Origin of the sequence: Cryptosporangium sp. NPDC048952, from assembly GCF_043197895.1 — a bacterium.
GTDB lineage: Bacteria > Actinomycetota > Actinomycetes > Mycobacteriales > Cryptosporangiaceae > Cryptosporangium.
On record NZ_JBICTY010000001.1, the window covers coordinates 108535 to 126877 of the forward strand.

The 18343-nt window shown below is 70.0% G+C and carries 18 protein-coding genes, 1 tRNA gene and 1 other RNA gene; 13 read left to right on the forward strand and 7 right to left on the reverse strand.

All coding sequences use genetic code 11. The features are described from left to right. The first annotated feature begins 18 nt into the window (after positions 1–18). Complete coding sequence (locus ACGFY5_RS00535) at positions 19–474, forward strand: Rrf2 family transcriptional regulator (RefSeq protein WP_035847628.1); 456 nt, start codon at positions 19–21, stop codon at positions 472–474. Here the strand turns inward: ACGFY5_RS00535 and ACGFY5_RS00540 are convergent. Beyond that, entirely contained in the window at positions 471–635 is a 165-nt protein-coding gene (locus ACGFY5_RS00540) for a hypothetical protein (RefSeq protein WP_392715775.1), read from the reverse strand. The two genes, ACGFY5_RS00535 and ACGFY5_RS00540, sit on opposite strands and share 4 nt — an antisense overlap. 320 nt (positions 636–955) lie before the next feature. Then, positions 956–1043, reverse strand: a tRNA-Ser gene (locus ACGFY5_RS00545). A 192-nt stretch (positions 1044–1235) separates the two neighbouring features. Between ACGFY5_RS00545 and ACGFY5_RS00550 the strand changes: the two genes are divergently transcribed. The 11 genes from ACGFY5_RS00550 to ACGFY5_RS00600 all read left to right on the forward strand — a co-directional run bounded on the left by ACGFY5_RS00550 (position 1236) and on the right by ACGFY5_RS00600 (position 12388). Beyond that, complete coding sequence (locus tag ACGFY5_RS00550) at positions 1236–2297, forward strand: chitinase (RefSeq protein WP_392715777.1); 1062 nt, start codon at positions 1236–1238, stop codon at positions 2295–2297. 42 nt (positions 2298–2339) lie between these two features. Then, positions 2340–2436: signal recognition particle sRNA small type (gene ffs / locus ACGFY5_RS00555), an RNA gene on the forward strand. Positions 2437–2465: 29 nt separating this feature from the next. Next, a complete protein-coding gene (locus ACGFY5_RS00560) occupies positions 2466–4856 on the forward strand; it encodes a DNA polymerase III subunit gamma and tau (RefSeq protein WP_392715779.1) in 2391 nt (796 codons plus the stop codon). Positions 4857–4924: 68 nt separating this feature from the next. Further along, complete coding sequence (locus ACGFY5_RS00565) at positions 4925–5257, forward strand: YbaB/EbfC family nucleoid-associated protein (RefSeq protein WP_392715781.1); 333 nt, start codon at positions 4925–4927, stop codon at positions 5255–5257. Between the two features lie 9 nt (positions 5258–5266). Beyond that, a complete protein-coding gene (recR, locus tag ACGFY5_RS00570; RefSeq protein WP_392715783.1) occupies positions 5267–5866 on the forward strand; it encodes a recombination mediator RecR in 600 nt (199 codons plus the stop codon). Positions 5867–5966: 100 nt separating this feature from the next. After that, positions 5967–6524 carry a Uma2 family endonuclease gene (locus ACGFY5_RS00575; RefSeq protein ID WP_392715785.1) on the forward strand — a complete coding sequence of 186 codons (558 nt, stop codon included), beginning with the start codon at positions 5967–5969 and terminating at the stop codon, positions 6522–6524. Between the two features lie 89 nt (positions 6525–6613). Then, a complete protein-coding gene (locus ACGFY5_RS00580) occupies positions 6614–8290 on the forward strand; it encodes an ABC transporter substrate-binding protein (protein WP_392715787.1) in 1677 nt (558 codons plus the stop codon). A gap of 73 nt (positions 8291–8363) precedes the next feature. After that, complete coding sequence (locus ACGFY5_RS00585; protein WP_392715789.1) at positions 8364–9368, forward strand: ABC transporter permease; 1005 nt, start codon at positions 8364–8366, stop codon at positions 9366–9368. Then, on the forward strand, positions 9365–10282 hold the full coding sequence (locus ACGFY5_RS00590) for an ABC transporter permease (RefSeq protein ID WP_392715791.1): 918 nt from the start codon (positions 9365–9367) through the stop codon (positions 10280–10282). Before ACGFY5_RS00585 ends, ACGFY5_RS00590 begins: the two co-directional genes overlap by 4 nt. A 4-nt stretch (positions 10283–10286) precedes the next feature. Then, positions 10287–11288, forward strand: a complete 1002-nt coding sequence (locus tag ACGFY5_RS00595) for an ABC transporter ATP-binding protein (RefSeq protein ID WP_392715793.1) — start codon at positions 10287–10289, stop codon at positions 11286–11288. Next, positions 11285–12388, forward strand: a complete 1104-nt coding sequence (locus ACGFY5_RS00600) for an ABC transporter ATP-binding protein (RefSeq protein ID WP_392715795.1) — start codon at positions 11285–11287, stop codon at positions 12386–12388. The genes ACGFY5_RS00595 and ACGFY5_RS00600 overlap by 4 nt, the downstream gene beginning before the upstream one ends. A 50-nt stretch (positions 12389–12438) precedes the next feature. Here ACGFY5_RS00600 and ACGFY5_RS00605 read toward each other — a convergent pair whose 3' ends face one another. From ACGFY5_RS00605 to ACGFY5_RS00625, 5 genes are read right to left on the reverse strand one after another with little or no spacing between them, the layout of a single operon-like run. Next, the gene (locus ACGFY5_RS00605; protein ID WP_392715797.1) at positions 12439–13299 is read right to left on the reverse strand and encodes an ABC transporter ATP-binding protein; all 861 of its coding nucleotides are present in this window, start codon (positions 13297–13299) and stop codon (positions 12439–12441) included. 16 nt (positions 13300–13315) lie between these two features. Beyond that, positions 13316–14134 (reverse strand): ABC transporter permease, encoded by an 819-nt coding sequence (locus ACGFY5_RS00610; protein WP_392715799.1) that lies wholly within the window; start codon positions 14132–14134, stop codon positions 13316–13318. After that, positions 14131–14826, reverse strand: coding sequence for a hypothetical protein (locus tag ACGFY5_RS00615; protein ID WP_392715801.1), 696 nt, complete (start codon positions 14824–14826; stop codon positions 14131–14133). The genes ACGFY5_RS00610 and ACGFY5_RS00615 overlap by 4 nt, the downstream gene beginning before the upstream one ends. After that, complete coding sequence (locus ACGFY5_RS00620; protein WP_392715803.1) at positions 14823–15758, reverse strand: zf-HC2 domain-containing protein; 936 nt, start codon at positions 15756–15758, stop codon at positions 14823–14825. The genes ACGFY5_RS00615 and ACGFY5_RS00620 overlap by 4 nt, the downstream gene beginning before the upstream one ends. Continuing rightward, positions 15755–16294, reverse strand: coding sequence for an RNA polymerase sigma factor (locus ACGFY5_RS00625; protein ID WP_392715805.1), 540 nt, complete (start codon positions 16292–16294; stop codon positions 15755–15757). The genes ACGFY5_RS00620 and ACGFY5_RS00625 overlap by 4 nt, the downstream gene beginning before the upstream one ends. Positions 16295–16401: 107 nt before the next feature. Between ACGFY5_RS00625 and ACGFY5_RS00630 the strand changes: the two genes are divergently transcribed. After that, a complete protein-coding gene (locus ACGFY5_RS00630; RefSeq protein ID WP_392715807.1) occupies positions 16402–18339 on the forward strand; it encodes an acyl-CoA dehydrogenase in 1938 nt (645 codons plus the stop codon). Positions 18340–18343 lie beyond the last annotated feature (4 nt).

Genomic DNA, 18343 nt, shown 5'->3' on the forward strand with positions numbered 1-18343 from the left:
ACCCGGCATGATGGGTAGGTGCAGATATCGGCTCGGGCGGAGTACGCGGTGCGCGCGATGTTGGCGCTGGCCGCGAACGATCCCACGACGTCAACTGCCCAGGCTCTCGCGGACGAACAGGGGCTCCCGCGGAAGTTCCTCGAGGCAATCCTCTCCGACCTGCGTCGGGGCGGACTGGTGCGCAGCCAACGCGGCGCAGAAGGCGGGTACCGGCTCGCGCGTCCAGCCGACTCCATCGCCATCGGTGAAGTTCTACGCGTGGTCGACGGGCCCTTGGCCGGCGTCCGCGGTGAGCGGCCGGAGGCCGCGGTCTACGCGGGCGCGGCGCAGAACCTGCAGACCGTCTGGGTGGCGGTCCGGGCTGCGGTCCGGAACGTCCTCGACGAGGTGACGCTGGCTGACGTGCTGTCGGGGAACTTCCCGTCGCACGTGAGCGAGATGGTGGCTGCGCCGGGGGCGTGGGCTCCGCGCTAGGCGCCTGGGTGGCTCGCACCGGCGAGGGCGTAAGCGGATGCGGTCTCACTCACGTACGGACGCGGGCGCTCGACCGAGCCGTGCTCCTGCCACTCGATTCGGGCGGCCAGCTCCAGGTAGCGGTCCACGTCGTGTGCGCTGTCGATCGAGTTGCCGTACATGGTGACCTCCGCTGGTCGTCGTCTGCGTCACACTTAACGGCGGCGAAAGTGCGCTGACGGGTACGAGCGGGTTGCGGGCCGGTAGCAGCGCTTTTTCTGTCGGGAAGCGAACACTTCCTGCGTGCGCGACGCGAACGACGCCCGGGCGCGGAAATCGGATCCTTGGTTCGGCCGACGGGCCGGGACTCCACCCGGACCGGCGGTGCGTCAGGGGTGGCGCAGGGTCCGGCCTTGATGCCCGGGGCCGGACCCGGCCAAAACGACGAAGGCCCGGCACCCATCCGTGGGTCCGGGCCTACGTTTTGCCTGGTCAGCCAGGCTGGCGGAGGATACGAGATTCGAACTCGTGAGGGGTTGCCCCCAACACGCTTTCCAAGCGTGCGCCCTAGGCCTCTAGGCGAATCCTCCGTCGGACAGGTTACCGGACGCGGGAGCCCGCATTGCACGCCGGTATCCGGCCGCACAGCTCGCTCTTGCCTCGGCGCGCCACGATCGCTGTCGACAAGCCCCTGGGTCTCCGTCCGTGCTCGCGCGATGACACGATGACGCCAGAGGGCCGGGGCAGCCCGGGCACACCGCCCGGCATTGGCAGGAGGACTCGTGGCGAGGGGCCAGCGCAGGCGGAACGAAACGGGCCGATGGGTACTGATCGGGGTAGCGGTCGTGGTGGTCATCGCGGTGGCCGCCGCGGTCCTCGTGCTCCGCAAGGGTGACGACGACAAGGCCGACACCGCGACCACGAAGACGGAGCTGAGTACCGTCTACGCGCCCTACGTCTACGTGACGCTGGCCGACCGCCCCACGCTCACCGAGATCGCCCAGAAGACCGGTGCGAACGGCCTGCACCTCGGGTTCGCCATCACCAAGGACGACAACTGCGAACTCAACTGGGACGGCACGACCGCGCTCGACACCTACAAGGACGAGATCACCGCGGCTGTCGACAAGGGCATCGAGGTGATCGCGTCCACCGGTGGCGCGAGCGGCGGTGACATCGCGCAGGCGTGCGGGGACGCCGACAGCACCCAGGAACAGCTGCAGAAGCTGGTCGACCTCGGCGTCACGTACCTCGACTTCGACGTCGAGGGTGACGAGCGGGTGGCCGACACCGAAGCCAACGAGGCCCGCGCCAAGGCGATCGTCGCGCTGCAGCAGAAGAACCCCGACCTGAAGGTGTCGTTCACGCTCGCCGCCGCGTCGCCCACCGACGCGAAGACGGCCGCGGGTGCCGCCAACACCGCCCCGTGGGTGGCCGCCGTCGACGCCGGCGTGGCGATCGACCGCATCAACCTGATGACGATGAACTTCGGCGGCGACGTCGCACCCCAGGACATGGCCGCGGCGGCGACCGCTGCCGCCACCGGTCTGCACACGCAGATCGAGACCATCCAGGGCGTCGAGTCCGCCGACGCCTGGGGCATGGTCGGCATCACGCCGATGATCGGTGTCAACGACATCAACACCGAGAAGTTCTCGCTCGACAACGCGAAGACCGTCACCGAGTTCGCGACGAAGAACGGCGTCGGGATGCTGAGCTTCTGGTCGGCGGGGCGCGACGCCCAGTGCGGGGCCGACGTCACGAAGCAGCCGGTCGCGAACTGCAGTGGCGTCGATCAGGACGAGTACGCGTTCGCGTCGATCTTCAAGGGCGTCCTCGAGTGAGGGGCCGTCCCGAGTAGCTGACCCGGTATGGGTAGACTCGAATCCAGCCCCTCGTGTGGCGCGTAACCTGTGAACCTCCCCAGGGCCTGACGGCAGCAAGGATAAGCAGGCTCTGGCGGGTGCACGGGGGGTCCTTCATTTGTCGTATGCGCGTGGGAGGCTTGCGGGGTGGCCAACCGCGCTCTCTACCGCAAGTACCGGCCTCGCACGTTTGCCGAGGTCATCGGTCAGGAACACGTCACCGCACCGCTCATCCAGGCGCTGAAGAACGGCAAGCTCAACCACGCCTACCTCTTCTCCGGCCCCCGCGGTTGCGGAAAGACGTCCAGTGCCCGGATTCTCGCCCGGTCCCTGAACTGCGTGAACGGCCCCACGCCCGAGCCCTGCGGGGTGTGCGACTCCTGCCTCGCGCTGGCCCCCGACGGTCCCGGCTCGCTCGACGTCGTCGAGATCGACGCCGCCAGCCACGGTGGTGTGGATGATGCCCGCGACCTGCGGGAACGTGCGTTCTTCGCGCCGGTCAACAGCAGGTTCAAGGTGTACGTGATCGACGAGGCGCACATGGTCTCGTCGCAGGGCTTCAACGCGCTGCTCAAGCTCGTCGAGGAGCCACCCGATTTCGTCAAGTTCGTGTTCGCGACGACCGAGCCCGACAAGGTGCTGCAGACCATCCGGTCGCGTACCCACCACTACCCGTTCCGGCTGATTCCGCCGAGCACGATGGTCGGGCTGCTCGACCGGATCTGTACCGACGAGAGCGTGCAGATCGAGAAGAACGTGCTGCCGCTCGTCGTCCGGGCCGGGGGTGGGTCCGCGCGTGACTCGCTCTCGATCCTCGACCAGTTGCTGGCCGGTGCCGGCAACGACGGCGTGACCTACCAGCACGCGGTCGCGCTGCTCGGCGTCACCGACTCGGGGTTGCTCGACGAGGCCACCAGCGCGCTCGCCGCCGACGACGGCGCTGCGCTGTACGGCGTCGTCGACCGGGTCGTCGAGGCGGGGCACGATCCGCGTCGGTTCGCCTCCGACCTGCTCGAGCGCCTCCGTGACCTGGTGATCCTGGCCACCGTGCCCGATGCCGCCTCGAAAGGCCTGGTCGACGCACCGGCCGACGAACTCGAGCGGATGACGCTGATCGCCAACCAGCTCGGGGTGGCCACCGCGTCCCGGATGGCCGACGTCGTGCACAACGGTCTTGTCGAGATGCGCGGCACCACGTCGCCGCGGTTGCTGCTCGAGCTCGTCTGCGCGCGGATGATCCTGCCGGCCGCCGACGAGAGCCATGCAGCGTTGCTGCAGCGGCTCGAGCGTCTGGAGCGGCGTCTCGCCATTGGTGGCGAGGGTGCGTTGCCGGTCATGCCGCCCGCGGTGGTTCTCACACCCATATCGACGACGTCGAGCGAGCCGTCGCCGGTGGCGGAACCGCCGCGTCCCACTCCGCCCCCGGTGACGCCGCCCCGGCCCGCACCGGAGGAGCGCTCGGCCCCCACAGCGGTGGTACCCACCCAGACCCCGGCCCCCATCTCCCGCCCGGCCCCGGCCCCCTCCAACGCCGGCCCCGGCCCCGGCCCCGGCCATGGGGCTCCGGCGGGGAGCACCAGCCATGCGGCTCCGGCGGGGAGCACCAGCCATGCGGCTCCGGCGGGGAGCCCTGGCCATGCTGCCTCGGCTGCGAGCCCGGCCGGCTCCGGCCATGCTGCGCCGGCGGCGGGATCCGGCCAGGGGGCGTCGGGCGCGGCGTCGGGTGCGCCTGGGGGTGGAGCTGCGGTGCGGGGGCCGGCTCCCCGGCCCGGGGTGGGTGGGCCGGCGGTCGCGGCTGCTGCCGCGGCGGTCGCCGGTGGGATGGATGCGGCGCAGGTGCGGCAGGTGTGGCCGCAGATCGTCGACCAGACCAAGCAGCACAGTCGCATGGTGTGGGCGCTCGTGCAGAACGCGACACCGCGTGAGGTGCGGGGCGACGAGCTCGTCGTCGCGGTGAAGCACCAGGGCGAGGTGCGGCGGCTCTCGGACGACAAGTGCACGTCGGTGCTGCAGAAGGTGCTGCTCGACGTGCTGGGTGTCCGGTGGCGGATCAAGGCCGAGGTCGACGGCGGTGGCTCCGGGGGCGGTGGCGCGGGCCGCCGTGGTCCCGCTCCGCCGCCCGGCCCGGCGATGCCCACGATGCCGTCGATGCCCACCGCTTCCTCGGCCCCCGCGGCGTCCGGCGGCAGCGACTGGCCGACGATCGCTCCGGTAGGTGGCCAACCAGCCGCCCCCGCTCCCGCTGCGCCCGAACCACCGAAGCCGGTGGCGAGCGCCCCGACCCCGACCCCGGTCAGTGCCGCACCCGTCAGCCCGGCCCCGCGCCAGGCCTCGGCCCCCAGCCCGGTGCCGGTCATGGTCGAGGACGACGACGTACCGCTCCCGCCGGAGCCGACCGACCCGATGTACGACGGCTTCGACCCCGGCGACGAACCCCTCGACGACGAGGACGAAGCCGGCACCGCAAAGGCCGTCGACTCCGAGAAGGACGCCATCGCCTTGCTCGAACAACACCTGGGCGCGCGTCAGATCGACTGAGATGTGGGGCCGCTGGCCCTAGCAAGTAGGCTGGGAGACGTAGTCCGTCGCCGAAGAGGGAGTCCGTCGTGCAACCCGGTGGTCAGCTCGACATGCAGGCGATTCTCGCCCAGGCGCAGCAGATGCAGGCGCACATCATGGAAGCCCAGGCGCAGCTGGCCGAGGCCGAGTTCACCGGTGTCGCCGGTGGCGGCCTCGTCACCGCCACTGTCACGGGCACCGGTGAGCTGACCGGGCTGGCCATCCAGCCCGCCGCGGTCGACCCGGACGACACCGAGACCCTCGCCGACCTGGTGGTCGCGGCGGTCCGGGCCGCCAACGCCGAGGCGCAGAAGGCCGCCGCCGAATCGATGGGGCCGCTGGCAGGCGGGTTGCCCGGCCTGCCCGGCCTGGGGATGTAGAGGCACCCGTTGTACGAAGGGGCCGTTCAGGACCTCATCGACGAGCTGGGCCGGCTGCCCGGCGTCGGCCCGAAGAGCGCCCAGCGGATCGCGTTCCACATCCTCAACGCCGACCCGGTCGACGTGAAGCGGCTCGCCGAAGTGCTCGGTCGGGTCAAAGTGGAAGTCCGGTTCTGCCGGATCTGCTTCAACATCGCCGAGTCCGACGAGTGTCGGGTGTGCCGTGACGCACGCCGCGGCGACGACGTGATCTGTGTCGTCGAGGAGCCGAAGGACGTCGTCGCGATCGAGCGCACCCGCGAGTTCCGGGGCAAGTACCACGTGCTCGGTGGCGCGATCAATCCGCTCGAAGGCGTCGGGCCCGACCAGCTGCGGATCCGTGAGCTGATGGTGCGGTTGCAGACCGGGATGATCAAAGAGCTCATCCTGGCGACCGACCCGAACACGGAGGGGGAGGCCACGGCAACCTATCTCGCGCTGCTCGTGAAGCCGATGGGTCTCCGGGTCACCCGCCTCGCCAGCGGCCTACCGGTCGGCGGCGACCTCGAATACGCCGACGAGGTCACCCTCGGCCGCGCCTTCTCCGGCCGCCGGACCCTCGATATCTGACCAACATGCCAACGAGTATCGGGGTATACGCCGACGGCTCGGACCGCCCACACTGGATTCGGTACCTCTAACGGGTCACGACCGAAGAGAGGTGGGAGGAATGGGTGTTGCCGTGGAGTTGCGTTCGCAGCCGATTAGCGAAGAGGAGTACTTCGCCCGCCCGTACACGGGTCAGCGTGAAGAGCTCATCGATGGGGCTCTCCTGGTGAGCCCCGCGCCAGGAGTGCCGCATCAGCGTCTGTCGTCGCGGCTGTGGAACTTTCTCGATCAGCGCGTTCCCGAGGACCTGGAGGTTCAAAAGGCGATCAACGTCCGGCTCGCCTCCGGGCGCGTGATCATTCCCGACGTCGTCGTGCACTCCAGCGTCGGCACGGAAGGGGTCTTCGTGCCGGCCGAGGAAGTCGTGATGATCGTCGAGATCGTCTCGCCGTCGACGAAGCAGGTCGATCGACTCCTGAAGCCTGGCCTGGCGGCTCAGGCGGGGATTCAGTTCTACGTGCTCGTCGAGCCGGACGGGCCCACCGTGACCGTGCACGAGCTCGATAACGGGTCGTATCGACAGGTGGTGACCGCGAGCGGGGAGAAGACACTCACGGTGACCGAGCCGTTCCCGGTGGAATTCCGACCTGCGGAGTTGTTGGCGGCCCGCCGCAGTTAAGCCCCGCGTTGCCAATACGTGACATTACGAGGCAGGCACAACCATCCTCGATCAACCTTTTCGACGGTAGCGTCCCCGCACGTCAAAGGATGTTGAGGGAGGGTTACGTGTACCGAGTCCGACGGGCACTCGCCGCCGCTGTGAGCGTGGGCTTAGCGGTCTCGCTGGCGGCGTGTGCGGACAGCGAGCGAGGTGACGGCGGGGACGGCAAGAGCGATGCCACCCTGACCATCGCCGGAACCGGGAAGCCGAAGAACTTCGACCCGATCTTCAACGACGACGGTGAGAGCTTCCGGCCGGCCCGCCAGATCTACGACACGCTGATCCAGAACAAGGCGGGCACCGCCGAGCTGGAGCCGGCGCTGGCGACGAAGTGGGACGTGAGCCCGGACGGCAAGGCCATCACGTTCACCCTCCGTGAGGGTGTGAAGTTCCAGGACGGCACGGACTTCAACGCCGAGGCCGTCTGCTTCAACCTGGACCGCTGGTTCAACATGAAGGGCGCTGCCGCCCAGAGCCAGATGATCTACTACGGCGACGTTTTCGGCGGTTTCGCCAAGAACGAGACCGACGCCGGTGGCGACCCGTACTACAAGAGCTGCCAGGCGACGAACCCGACGACCGCCGTGATGAACTTGAACAAGTTCCGTGGCGCGCTGCCGGCGGCGCTGACGCTGACCGCGTTCTCGATCTCCAGCCCCACCGCGCTCAAGAAGTACGACGCGGACAAGGTCACGCAGTCCGGCGACAGCTTCACGTACGCGCCGTACGCCACCGAGCACCCGGTCGGCACCGGCCCGTTCAAGTTCGAGTCGTACGACGCCTCGAACGGCACCACGACGCTGGTCCGCAACGAGGACTACTGGGGCGAGAAGGCGAAGACGGCCAAGCTCGTCATCCGCACGATCGAGCAGGAGTCCGCGCGTAAGCAGGAGCTCGAGTCCGGTGCCGTCGACATCATCGACTTCCCGGCCGCGCAGGACTGGAAGGCGCTCGAGGGCAAGGGCATGAAGGTCGAGGTCCGCCCGGCGTTCAACGTCCTGTACCTCGGGATGAACGAGAAGAACCCGAAGCTGAAGGACCTCCGGGTCCGGCAGGCCATCGCCTACGCGGTCAACCGCGAGCAGCTGGTGAAGACCAAGCTGCCCGAGGGTGCCGAGGTGGCCAAGGAGTTCATGCCGAAGACGCTCACCGGGTACGCCGACGACGTCACCGAGTACAAGTACGACCCGGCCAAGGCCAAGCAGCTGCTCGCCGCCGCCGGTGCGTCGAACCTGTCGCTGAAGTTCTACTACCCGACCGAGGTCACCCGGCCCTACATGCCGGACCCCAAGGCGATCTACACCTCGATCGCCGCGGACCTGACCGCGGTGGGCATCAAGGTCGAGCCGGTGGCCCGCCCGTGGAACGGCGGCTACAAGGACGACATCCAGCAGGCCGGTAAGCACGACCTGCACCTGCTCGGCTGGACCGGCGACTTCAACGACGCGTACAACTTCGTCGGCACGTTCTTCGGCCGGGAGAAGCCGGAGTTCGGCTTCACCGACAAGACCGCGTTCGCCGCAATCGCGGCTGCGGACGGCGAGCCGGACGCCACCAAGCGCGAGGACGCCTACAAGCAGGTCAACCGTGACCTGCTCGGCAAGTGGCTGCCGGCGCTGCCGCTCTCGCACTCGCCGCCGGCGATCGCGACCGCGGGCAACATCGACGGCCTCGTGGCCAGCCCGTTGACCGACGAGCGGTTCTACACGGTCTCGAAGAGCTGAGTTCCATCGTCCCCCGGGTCGGGCACGGGCTGATTCGGCCCGCCCCGGGGGACGCTCCCGTTTAAGGACCTAAATGCTTCGGTACGTCGTACGCCGGTTGGTCGGCGTGATCCCGACGCTGTTCGTGCTGTCGTTCCTGCTCTACCTCTGGCTGCGTTCGCTGCCGGGTGGACCGGCGACAGCACTTCTCGGCGACAAGGCCACCCCGGAGAAGATCGCTTCTCTCAACCACACGCTGGGGCTGGACCAACCCCTCTGGGTGCAATACGGCAAGTTCATCGGTCGCGTGTTCACCGGTGACTTCGGGTCGTCGCTGGCCAGTTCGCGCCCGGTGGGCGCCGAGCTCGCCGACGCCCTGCCGGCCACGATCGAGCTGAGCTTCGCCGCGCTGCTGTTCGCGATCGTGCTCGGCATCCCGCTGGGGTACCTGTCGGCGAAGCTGCGCGGCGGCTTCTTCGACAACGCGACGGTCATCGCGACGCTGATCGGCGTCGCCGTGCCGGTGTTCTTCCTCGGCTACATGCTCAAGTCGTGGTTCGCGGTGGACCTGGGATGGCTGCCGCCGTCCGGGCGGGTCACCGCCGGCCTCGATCAGACGAGAATCACCGGCTTCCTCATCCTCGACGGGATCATGACCCGCGAGTGGGACGTCGTCTGGGACGCGCTCAAGCACCTCATTCTTCCGGCGATCACGCTGGGCACGATTCCGCTGGCGGTCATCGTCCGGATCACCCGCGCATCCGTGCTCGACGTCCTGAACGAGGACTACGTGCGCACCGCCGAGGCCAAGGGTCTGCGGTCGCGCACGATCCGCAACCGGCACGTGCTGCGCAACGGCCTGCTGCCGGTATCGACGACGATCGGTCTGCAGGCGGGCTTGTTGCTCGCGGGCGCCGTGCTCACCGAGAAGGTGTTCGTCTGGGGCGGGATCGGGTCGCTGCTCGCCGAGGGCATCGAGAAACGTGACTATCCGCGGTTGCAGGCGCTGATCCTCGTCGCCGCGTTGACGTACGTGCTGGTCAACCTCCTGGTTGACCTCTCCTACGCCCTCATTGACCCGCGGGTGCGTGTGCGATGACGAGCCTCCTCACCCGCAAGAAGGACCGCATCGACGACCTCGCGGAGCACGGCGAGAGCCTCAGCCGCGACGCGTTCCGGCGGCTCTCCCGCAACCCGGTGGCGATCCTCGGCGCGGTGATCGTGCTGCTGTTCGTGCTGGTCGCGATCTTCGCCCCGCTGTTGGCGCCGAAGGACCCGTACGTCCGCTACCTGATCGACGAGGTGCGGCAGAACTCGCCGCTGCCGGCGCGGCCGGGCTTCCCGCTCGGCGCCGACCAGAACGGCCGCGACGTGCTGAGCCGCCTCGTCGTCGGCGCGCGTCAGTCGCTGATCGTCGGCGTGGTGGCGACGCTGGCCGGGCTGATCATCGGCATGCTGCTCGGCGGTGTCGCCGGTGCGGTCGGCGGCTGGATCGACACGGTGCTGATGCGCTTCGTCGACATCCTGCTGTCGGTGCCGAGCCTGCTGCTCGCGATCTCGATCGCCGCGGTGTTCAAGAGCGCGAACCAGTGGACGGTCATCGCCGCGGTCTCGATCGTCTCGGTGCCGATCTTCGCGCGATTGTTGCGCGGCGCGATGCTCGCGCAACGACATGCCGACCACGTGCTGGCCGCCAGAGCGCTGGGTGTCCCGGAGCGGTCGATCGTGCTGCGGCACATGCTGCCCAACTCGCTGTCCGCGGTGATCGTGCAGGCCACGTTGACGCTGGCCACCTCGATCATCGACGCCGCCGCGCTGTCGTTCCTCGGTCTCGGCGACGCCGACCCGAACCGCGCCGAGTGGGGCGCGATGCTCGGCGACGCGCAGACCTACTTCGACATCCAACCGTCGCTGGCGATCTGGCCGGCGCTCTGCATCATCGTGGTAGCGCTCGGTTTCACCCTGTTCGGTGAGTCGCTCCGCGAAGCTCTCGACCCCAAGAACCGGCGGTAACTCCATGGCTCTCCTCGAGGTCAAGGACCTGACCGTCACCTTCGGACGCCGTGGCGAGAAGCCGGTGCGTGCCGTCGACGGTGTCAGTTTCAGCGTCGAGCCGGGACAGACCGTCGGTCTGGTCGGTGAGTCCGGCTGCGGCAAGTCGGTGACGTCGCTGGCGATCATGGGCCTGCTGCCCAAGCGCGGTGTGCAGGTCGGTGGATCGGCCCAGTTCGAAGACGTCGACCTGTTGAAGTTGCCGACCAACCAGATGCGTGACCGGCGCGGCCGGGACATCGGCATGGTCTTCCAGGACCCGCTGAGCTCGCTCAACCCGGTGATCCCGATCGGCAAGCAGGTCACCGAGGTGCTCGAGCGGCACCGCAACATGCACCGGGGCGAGGCGAAAGCCGAGGCCACCGACCTGCTCACCGCGGTCGGCATCCCCGACCCGCAGCGGCGGCTCAAGGACTACCCGCACCACCTCTCCGGCGGTATGCGACAGCGTGCGTTGATCGCGATCGCGCTCGCCTGCCGTCCGCGTCTGCTCATCGCAGACGAACCGACCACCGCGTTGGACGTCACGGTGCAGGCCCAGATCCTGGCCCTGCTCGAGCGCCTGGTCGACGAGGTGGGCAGCGCGCTGATCCTCATCACGCACGACCTGGGAGTGGTCGCGGGGCTTTGCGACACGGTCAACGTGCTGTACGCGGGCAAGGTCGTCGAGAACACCGACCGGTACCGGCTGTTCGCGCAGCCCCGGCACCCGTACACCTCCGGGCTGCTCGGGTCGGTGCCGCGGCTGGACGCACCGCGGGGGCAGGCGCTCACCCCGATCCGCGGTTCGGTGGCGGACGCGCTGCCGTGGGCCGAGGGATGCGCGTTCGCTCCGCGCTGCGACAACCGGGTCGAGCAGTGTGTGTCGTCGACTCCGCAGTTGGAGCCGGACGCCGAGAGCCGCCGGTTGTTGCGGTGCTTCAACCCGGTCGAGAAGCCGGCCGTCGTCGAGGAGGTAACTCAGTGAGCGTCCTTCTGGACGTCAAAGATCTGCAGGTGCACTTCCCGATCAAGCGCGGCGTCTTCTTCGACCGCACGGTCGGGCACGTGCACGCCGTCGACGGCGTCTCGCTGTCGATCGAGCGCGGTGAGACCTACGGCCTGGTCGGCGAGTCCGGCTGCGGCAAGACGACGTTCGGCCGAGGCCTGCTCCGGCTGGTCGAGCCCACCGGCGGTTCCGCGCTGTTCGAGGGCGAAGACCTCCGCGAGCTCAAGGGCGAAGCGCTGCGCAAGGCGCGGCGTCGCATGCAGATGGTCTTCCAGGACCCGCTGTCCAGCCTCGACCCGCGGCAGAACGTCGAGTCGACGCTGTCGGAGGGGCTCAAGGCGCACGGGCTGTGGGACAAGGACGGCCACCGGACGCTGAAGGAGATCCTGGACGCGGTGGGGCTTCCGGCCACCGCGCTCCGGCGGTATCCGCACGAGTTCTCCGGTGGTCAGCGTCAGCGGATCGGTATCGCGCGTGCGTTGGTGCTCAAGCCCGACCTGATCGTCGCTGACGAGCCGGTCTCGGCGTTGGACGTCTCGGTGCAGGCTCAGGTGCTCAACCTGCTGGAGGACCTCCAGGAGCGGTACGGGCTCACCTACCTGCTGATCGCGCACGACCTCGCCGTGGTGCGGCACACGTCCGACCGGGTCGGCGTGATGTACCTCGGCGGTCTGGTCGAGGAGGCGACGAGCACGGATCTGTACGAGGAGCCGCTGCACCCGTACACCCGGACGCTGCTCTCCGCCGTTCCGGTGCCCGACCCGGTGGTGGAGGACAGCCGGCAGCAGATCCTGCTCGCCGGTGACCTGCCCTCACCGGCGAATCCGCCGACCGGGTGCCGGTTCCACACCCGGTGCCCGTGGCGGCAGGAGACGCGCTGCGACACCGAGCGCCCGGAGATGCGGGAGCTCGGCCCGGGGCACCGGGTGGCGTGCCACTGGGCGGAGGACATCCGCGACGGCACGATCCAGCCCCACGAGGTGCGCCCCGAGCTCGTCGAGGCCGACGAAGCGCTGGGCGCGGCATCGGTCCAGACCGTGACCGCAGAAATCGCCGGAACGCTCCCACCCGGCCATTGACGCCTCGACCGCGCGCCGGTGGTTTCCCAAACCACCGGCGCGCGGCCGTGTCAGCGGGTGGTGACGGCTAGGTAGCCGTCCTCGAGGCCCGGCTCCAGGGAGCGGGCGGCCGGATCGGGCGCGGTCGAAGCCACTACTCGGTAGCGCATGCCGTTTTCGTGCGGCAGCGCGGAGACGACGGTGCCCTCGGTCGGCGGCGGACCGTCGGTGACCAGCGACCAGACCTGTCCCTCGGCGCGGCGAACGAGCTCGTCGGCAGTGCCGCGAAAGATCAGCCGACCCCTCGCCAGCACCGCGACCTCCCGACAGGTCTGCGCGATGTCGTCGACGATGTGGGTGCTCAGCAGAACGGTCCGCCGCCCGGCGAACTGCGAGAGCAGCGTCCGGAACCGGATCCGCTCCTCCGGGTCGAGCCCGGCTGTCGGCTCGTCCACGATCAGCAGTTGCGGGTCGGAGAGCAACGCCTGGGCGATGCCGACGCGCTGGCGCATGCCGCCGGAGAATCCGCGCAGCCGACGATCCGCTGCCGACGTCAGCGCGACCACCTCGAGCAACTCTCCGATGCGCCGACGCCGCACCGTGCGGTCGTCCATGCCTTTCAGCAACGCCACGTAGTCCAGGAACTGGCGGGCCGTCAGGTCGGGGTAGACACCCAGGTCCTGCGGCAGGTAGCCGAGCTCGCGCTGCACGGCGGTGCGCCCGGAGCTCGTCGCGAGGTCGTGCCCGCCGACGGTGACCGAACCGGACGTCGGCCGTGCGACGCCGGCGAGGATCCGCATCAGCGTGGTCTTTCCGGCGCCGTTGGCGCCGAGCAGACCGAACATGCCGGTGGGGACGGTCAGGTCGAGACCGTCGAGCGCGGCCACACCACCGCGATAGGTCTTCGTCAGGCCGGAGATCTCGATCCGCATGGGAGTTCCTCTCGTCTCAACGGGCTCGGCGGACGCGCAGCGCGTGGCCGCCGCTGAGTACGGCGACCGACAGCACGAGCAGCACGCCGATGGACAGCCAGGCGATCGCCGGCGTGGGGTCGGGCCGGAGGAAGTTCAACGTCGCGCCGGACACCGGGCCCGCCAGGGTGTCCTCGCCGTCGATGCCGTGGAAGTCCAGCAGCGCGGTCAGTGCGTAGCCACCGAGCGGATGGACGAGGGTGCCCGCGAGCGTCGGCATCACGTCCGGTGGTACGACGTTTCCCCAGAGCCAGTAGCCGACGAACAGCACGCGGAACAGGGGTGCCGAGACGACGAGTGGCACTGCCAGCGCGAATGCGGCCACGAACAGCAGGCCCGGCACGAACACCACACCGAACGCGACCAGCGCCCACCCGATCGCGCCGGGCCCGCCGCTGTCCACCGCGTAGGCGGTCGCGAAGCCGAGATACGCGACGAGGATCGGGACGGCCGTCGCCGCACCCGCTCCGAGGAACTTGCCGATGAGCCGGGCGCGTGGCTCGGCCGGGGTGGCGTCCAGGACCGACGCCACGCGCAGCCGTTCGTCGCGGACGAGTCGGTCGGCGAGCAGACAGCCGAACCCGATCGCGAGCAGCGCGTGGAGCTGGACCGCGAGGCCGACGACCGCGGTGCGCGCCTCCGGCGGCCGCTCGGCCGGGTCGAACAGGTCACGCAGCAGGGAGCCACCGATCAGCACGAACAGGACGAGCGTCAGAGCCGGCACGATCCACACCGACCGCTTCCGGATCTGCATGCGGAACTCGTAGCGCAGGCTCGCTGCGAAGGCGCTGATCATTCGTCTTCTCCGGAGATGAGGCGTTCCGATCGGCCCAGCACGACGAACGCGAGCGCGATCAATGCGGCCGCGGCGCCGAGCAGCGTCAGCCGGTTCGCGGTCCAGTCGTCCGGTGCGGCGCCCCGGGTCGTCGCGAACAGGTACAGGAGCCGGCCCGGCAGGTGCTCCTGCGCGGCGCCGGCGAAGAACTGCTGGATCGCCCAGAGGGTGGTCACCAGTGCACCGGCGGCTCCCGGGCTGCGGAACACCGCGCCGGCGGCGAACCCCAGAGCGCTCAGGCCGAGCGTCGGGGCCACCCAGGTGAGCTGACCCACCACTGCCCCGTGGTTGGCCGGCCAGCGGTGCCACCAGCCGGTCGCGATCAGCACCACCGCCATCGGCACCGCGAACGCCGCGGTCCAGCCCAGCGTCACGCCCATCCGACGCAGCAACGTGACGCGGTACGCCGTCGACGACGTCACCTGCAGTTCGACGGCGGGATCCCGGCCGACGAGCGAGGCGCAGGCGACGCCGGCGGCGAGCGGAAGCGCCATCTCCAGCGTGCCGAGCAGGATGCGGGCCGTCGTCGTGTCACTCGGCATCGGGTTCGCCACCGCGGCGGCGACACCGACGGCGACGGCGATCGGCGGACCGAGGAGCGCGGCCCAGCCGGCCCGGCGCACCTCGTACTGCCAGAGGGTCAGTGGTTTCACAGGAGGTGGGTAGCGCGGCGGCCGCTGTTCGGTTCATCGCGGGACGTGCCGACGCGTCCGCTCAGGAGCACGGCGGCGGCCGCGATCGTGGCGCTGGCCGTCAGGACGGGCGCGTTCGTCGACCAGACCGCCAGGATCGAACGGGCCGCCCACCCGTCGTCGGCGAGCACGCTGGTGGAGAGCACCCGCACGGCCCAGAGCCCGCCGGCGACGCCGAGCGCGACGTCCGGTCCGAAGCGGACGGCGACGAGCAGGCTCAGCGCGGACAGCAGCGTCATGGGGCCGAGCCAGGCACCGACGAGCGTGTTCAGGTCGGCGGCGGCGGACGCGTCGGCGGCGGCCAGTACGGCCGAGGCCCCCGTCGCGAGGACCAGGTCGTAGCCGAAGACGAGCGTGAGGCGGACGAGGAGCAGGAGCCGGTCGGACGTGGGTGCGGCGGCGACCAGCTCGGCAGCGGGGTCGCGGGCGGAGCGGTACGTGCCGCTGATGCCCGCGGCGGCGACGATCGGGGCGATCAGCGCGAGCACCAGGTCGGCCAGCCCACCGGCGCCGGTGGCCGCGGCGCCGCCCAGGTCGTGCTGGAACAGGACGACGGCGACGCCGAGCGCCATGACCAGCGCGGAGGCGATCGGCACGGCGAGCCGGATCAGCCGACCTTCGGCCACCATCAGCGCGGCGAGGTGCCGCAGCCGTCGCCTCGGCTGTCGGTTCGGCGCCAGCCCCGTGGGTTCCTCGACCGCACTCCTGGCCAGCACCGCCCGCACCATCCGCCCCACCTCCGGCGCCGCGCTGTCAGGTGTGGAGGCTGCTATCGCGTGCCAGGACGCGAGGTCGGAGCGGCAGTCGGCGCACGTGGAGAGGTGCGCGTCGACCCGTGCGCGCTCGGACGGAGGCAGGGAGCCGGCGGCGTAGGCGGGGAGTTGGTCCTTCATTCGGGCACCTCCTGGGCGGCGAGCGCCGCGGCGACGGCGGCCCGGGCGTGGAACAGCCGGCTCTTCACCGTGCCGACGGGGATCGCGAGCACCTCGGCGACGTCGGCGAGCGGGAGACCGGCCACGAACACCAGCGCGATCACGTCGCGGTGGTGCGCGGGCAGCCGGTCGACAGCCGCGGCCACCGGCGTCCCGCCGGCCGCCGCGATCGCGAGTTCCTCCGGCCCCGCGCTCCCGTCGGGCCGATCGATCGTCTCCGCGGGCGGAGGGCCGGAGCGTAACCGGAGCCGGTTGTGCGCCTGTCGGCGAGCGATCCCGAACAGCCAGGTCGTCACCTGTGCGCGGCCTTCGAACGCGCCCGCGGACCGCCAGACCGCGAGCATCGTGTCCTGCAGGATCTCCTCGGCGACCATCCGGTCACCGGCGAGGCGGAGGAGGTACCCGTAGAGCGCACGGGAATGCCGCTCGTAGAGCAGGGACAGCGCTGTCGCGTCCCCGGTCGCGATCGACCGGAGCAGCTCGGTGTCGCTCGCCACCCGCTCACCTCCTTCGGAGGGTTGGTAGCAGCCACGAGCGCGATTGGTTCACGGAACGACGGATGGGTACTGGCGAGTAACATACGAAGTGAGACGAGGAGGCCAGGATGAGCGATCTGGCAGAGCTGCGGCGGGTGTTCGACGGGCGGTGGGCCGAGGTTCGGGAAGAGGCCCGCAAGGCGCTGCGGCGACCGGAGTTCGGGCTCGCCGGAGACCTCGGCCGGGACGCGCACCGGCAGCGCGTATGGGAGCTGCTCGAGCAGCTCGCCACCGTCGGCCACTCCCGGCTCGGCTTCCCGACGCGCTACGGCGGTCTGGGCGACACCGGAGGATCCGTTGCGAGCTTCGAGATGCTCGGCTACGGCGACCTGAGCCTGATGGTGAAGTCCGGTGTCCAGTGGGGGCTGTTCGGCGGCGCGATCCAGGCGCTGGGCACCGAGCGGCACCACGCGACGTACCTGCCGCCGATCATGAGCCTCGAGCTGCCCGGGTGCTTCGCGATGACCGAGACCGGCCACGGCTCGGACGTCCAGCACCTGCGCACTACGGCCACGTACGACCCGGAGACCCGGGAGTTCGTGGTCGAGACGCCCCACGAGGCAGCGCGCAAGGACTACATCGGCGGCGCCGCCCGGGACGCCCGGCTGGCGGTGGTGTTCGCGCAGCTGGTCACCACGGAATCGCACGGGGTCCATGCGTTTCTGGTCCCGATCCGGGACGAACAGGGTCACCCCTGTCCGGGCGTCCGCATCGGCGACTGCGGCGGCAAAGCCGGTCTGGACGGCGTCGACAACGGGCGGCTCTGGTTCGACCAGGTCCGGATCCCGCGGGAGAACCTGCTCAACCGCTACGGCGACGTCGCCGAGGACGGCACCTACTCCAGCCCGATCGACAACGCCGGTCGCCGGTTCTTCACGATGCTCGGCACGCTGGTCCGGGGCCGCATCAGCGTCGCCGGGGGCGCCGGCAGCGCCACGCAGACCGCACTGTCGATCGCGATCCGGTACGGCGAATCGCGTCGGCAGTTCACGGCACCCGGTCGCGACCGCGAAGTCGTACTGCTCGACTACCTCGCGCACCAGCGTGCGCTGCTGCCCGCGCTGGCGAAGACGTACGCACTTCGGTTCGCGCAGGAAGACCTCGTTCGTACCCTGCACGAGCTCCAGCCCGCCGATGGCCTCGCGGACGGTGATACGCCGAATGGCGTCGCGCAAAGGCAGTTGGAAGCCCGCGCAGCGGGTCTGAAGGCGGTTGCGACCTGGCACGCGTCGGCGACCATCCAGGCGTGCCGGGAGGCGTGCGGGGGTGCCGGTTACCTCACCGAGAACCGGTTGCCGCAGCTGCGCGCCGACACCGACGTGTTCACCACGTTCGAGGGCGACAACCGGGTGCTGTTGCAGCTGGTCGCGAAGGGTCTGCTGACCGGGTACCGCGATCAGCTCGGCGACCTGGACGCGCTGGGCATGGTGCGGTTCCTGGCCGATCAGGTGTGGGAGGCGGTGACCGAACGGACGTCGGCGCTGCGTCGCTTCGGTGAGCCGGATCTGCGGGACCGCGAGTGGCACCTGGCGCTGTTCGAGGACCGCGAGAAGCACGTCCTGGAGGGTCTGGCCAAGCGGCTGCGCAAGGCCGGCGAGCCGGGCGCGGACGCGTTCGCGGTGTTCAACGACGCGCAGGACCACGTGTTGCGGCTGGCGCGGGTGCACGTGGAGCGGGTGCTGCTGGAGGCGTTCACGGCTGCGCTCGACGGCGTGACCGGGGAGCTGCGTGCCCTGCTCGAGCGGGTCTGCGCGCTGTACGCGCTGTCCACGATCGAGGCGGACCTGGCCTGGTTCCTCGGCCACGGCCGGATCACCCCGAGCCGGGCGAAGCGGGTCACGAGCGTGGTCAACGAGCTCTGCCAGGAATTGCGGCCGGACGCGCTGTTCCTGGTCGACGGCTTCGGCATTCCGGAGGACTGGCTGGACGCCCCCATCGCACAGGGTGCGGAGGAGCAGCGGCAGGACGTCATGTACTCCCACGACGGGTCGGTGGCCGTGAGGTGAGAAG

Coding starts and splice junctions, on each gene's coding strand:
- ACGFY5_RS00590 (WP_392715791.1), top strand. CDS start 9,365: ATGACGAGCCTCCTCACCCGCAAGAAGGACCGCATCGACGACCTCGCG.
- ACGFY5_RS00620 (WP_392715803.1), bottom strand. CDS start 15,758: ATGAAGGACCAACTCCCCGCCTACGCCGCCGGCTCCCTGCCTCCGTCC.
- ACGFY5_RS00630 (WP_392715807.1), top strand. CDS start 16,402: ATGAGCGATCTGGCAGAGCTGCGGCGGGTGTTCGACGGGCGGTGGGCC.
- ACGFY5_RS00585 (WP_392715789.1), top strand. CDS start 8,364: ATGCTTCGGTACGTCGTACGCCGGTTGGTCGGCGTGATCCCGACGCTG.
- ACGFY5_RS00595 (WP_392715793.1), top strand. CDS start 10,287: ATGGCTCTCCTCGAGGTCAAGGACCTGACCGTCACCTTCGGACGCCGT.
- ACGFY5_RS00580 (WP_392715787.1), top strand. CDS start 6,614: ATGTTGAGGGAGGGTTACGTGTACCGAGTCCGACGGGCACTCGCCGCC.
- ACGFY5_RS00540 (WP_392715775.1), bottom strand. CDS start 635: ATGTACGGCAACTCGATCGACAGCGCACACGACGTGGACCGCTACCTG.
- ACGFY5_RS00610 (WP_392715799.1), bottom strand. CDS start 14,134: ATGATCAGCGCCTTCGCAGCGAGCCTGCGCTACGAGTTCCGCATGCAG.
- ACGFY5_RS00575 (WP_392715785.1), top strand. CDS start 5,967: ATGGGTGTTGCCGTGGAGTTGCGTTCGCAGCCGATTAGCGAAGAGGAG.
- ACGFY5_RS00605 (WP_392715797.1), bottom strand. CDS start 13,299: ATGCGGATCGAGATCTCCGGCCTGACGAAGACCTATCGCGGTGGTGTG.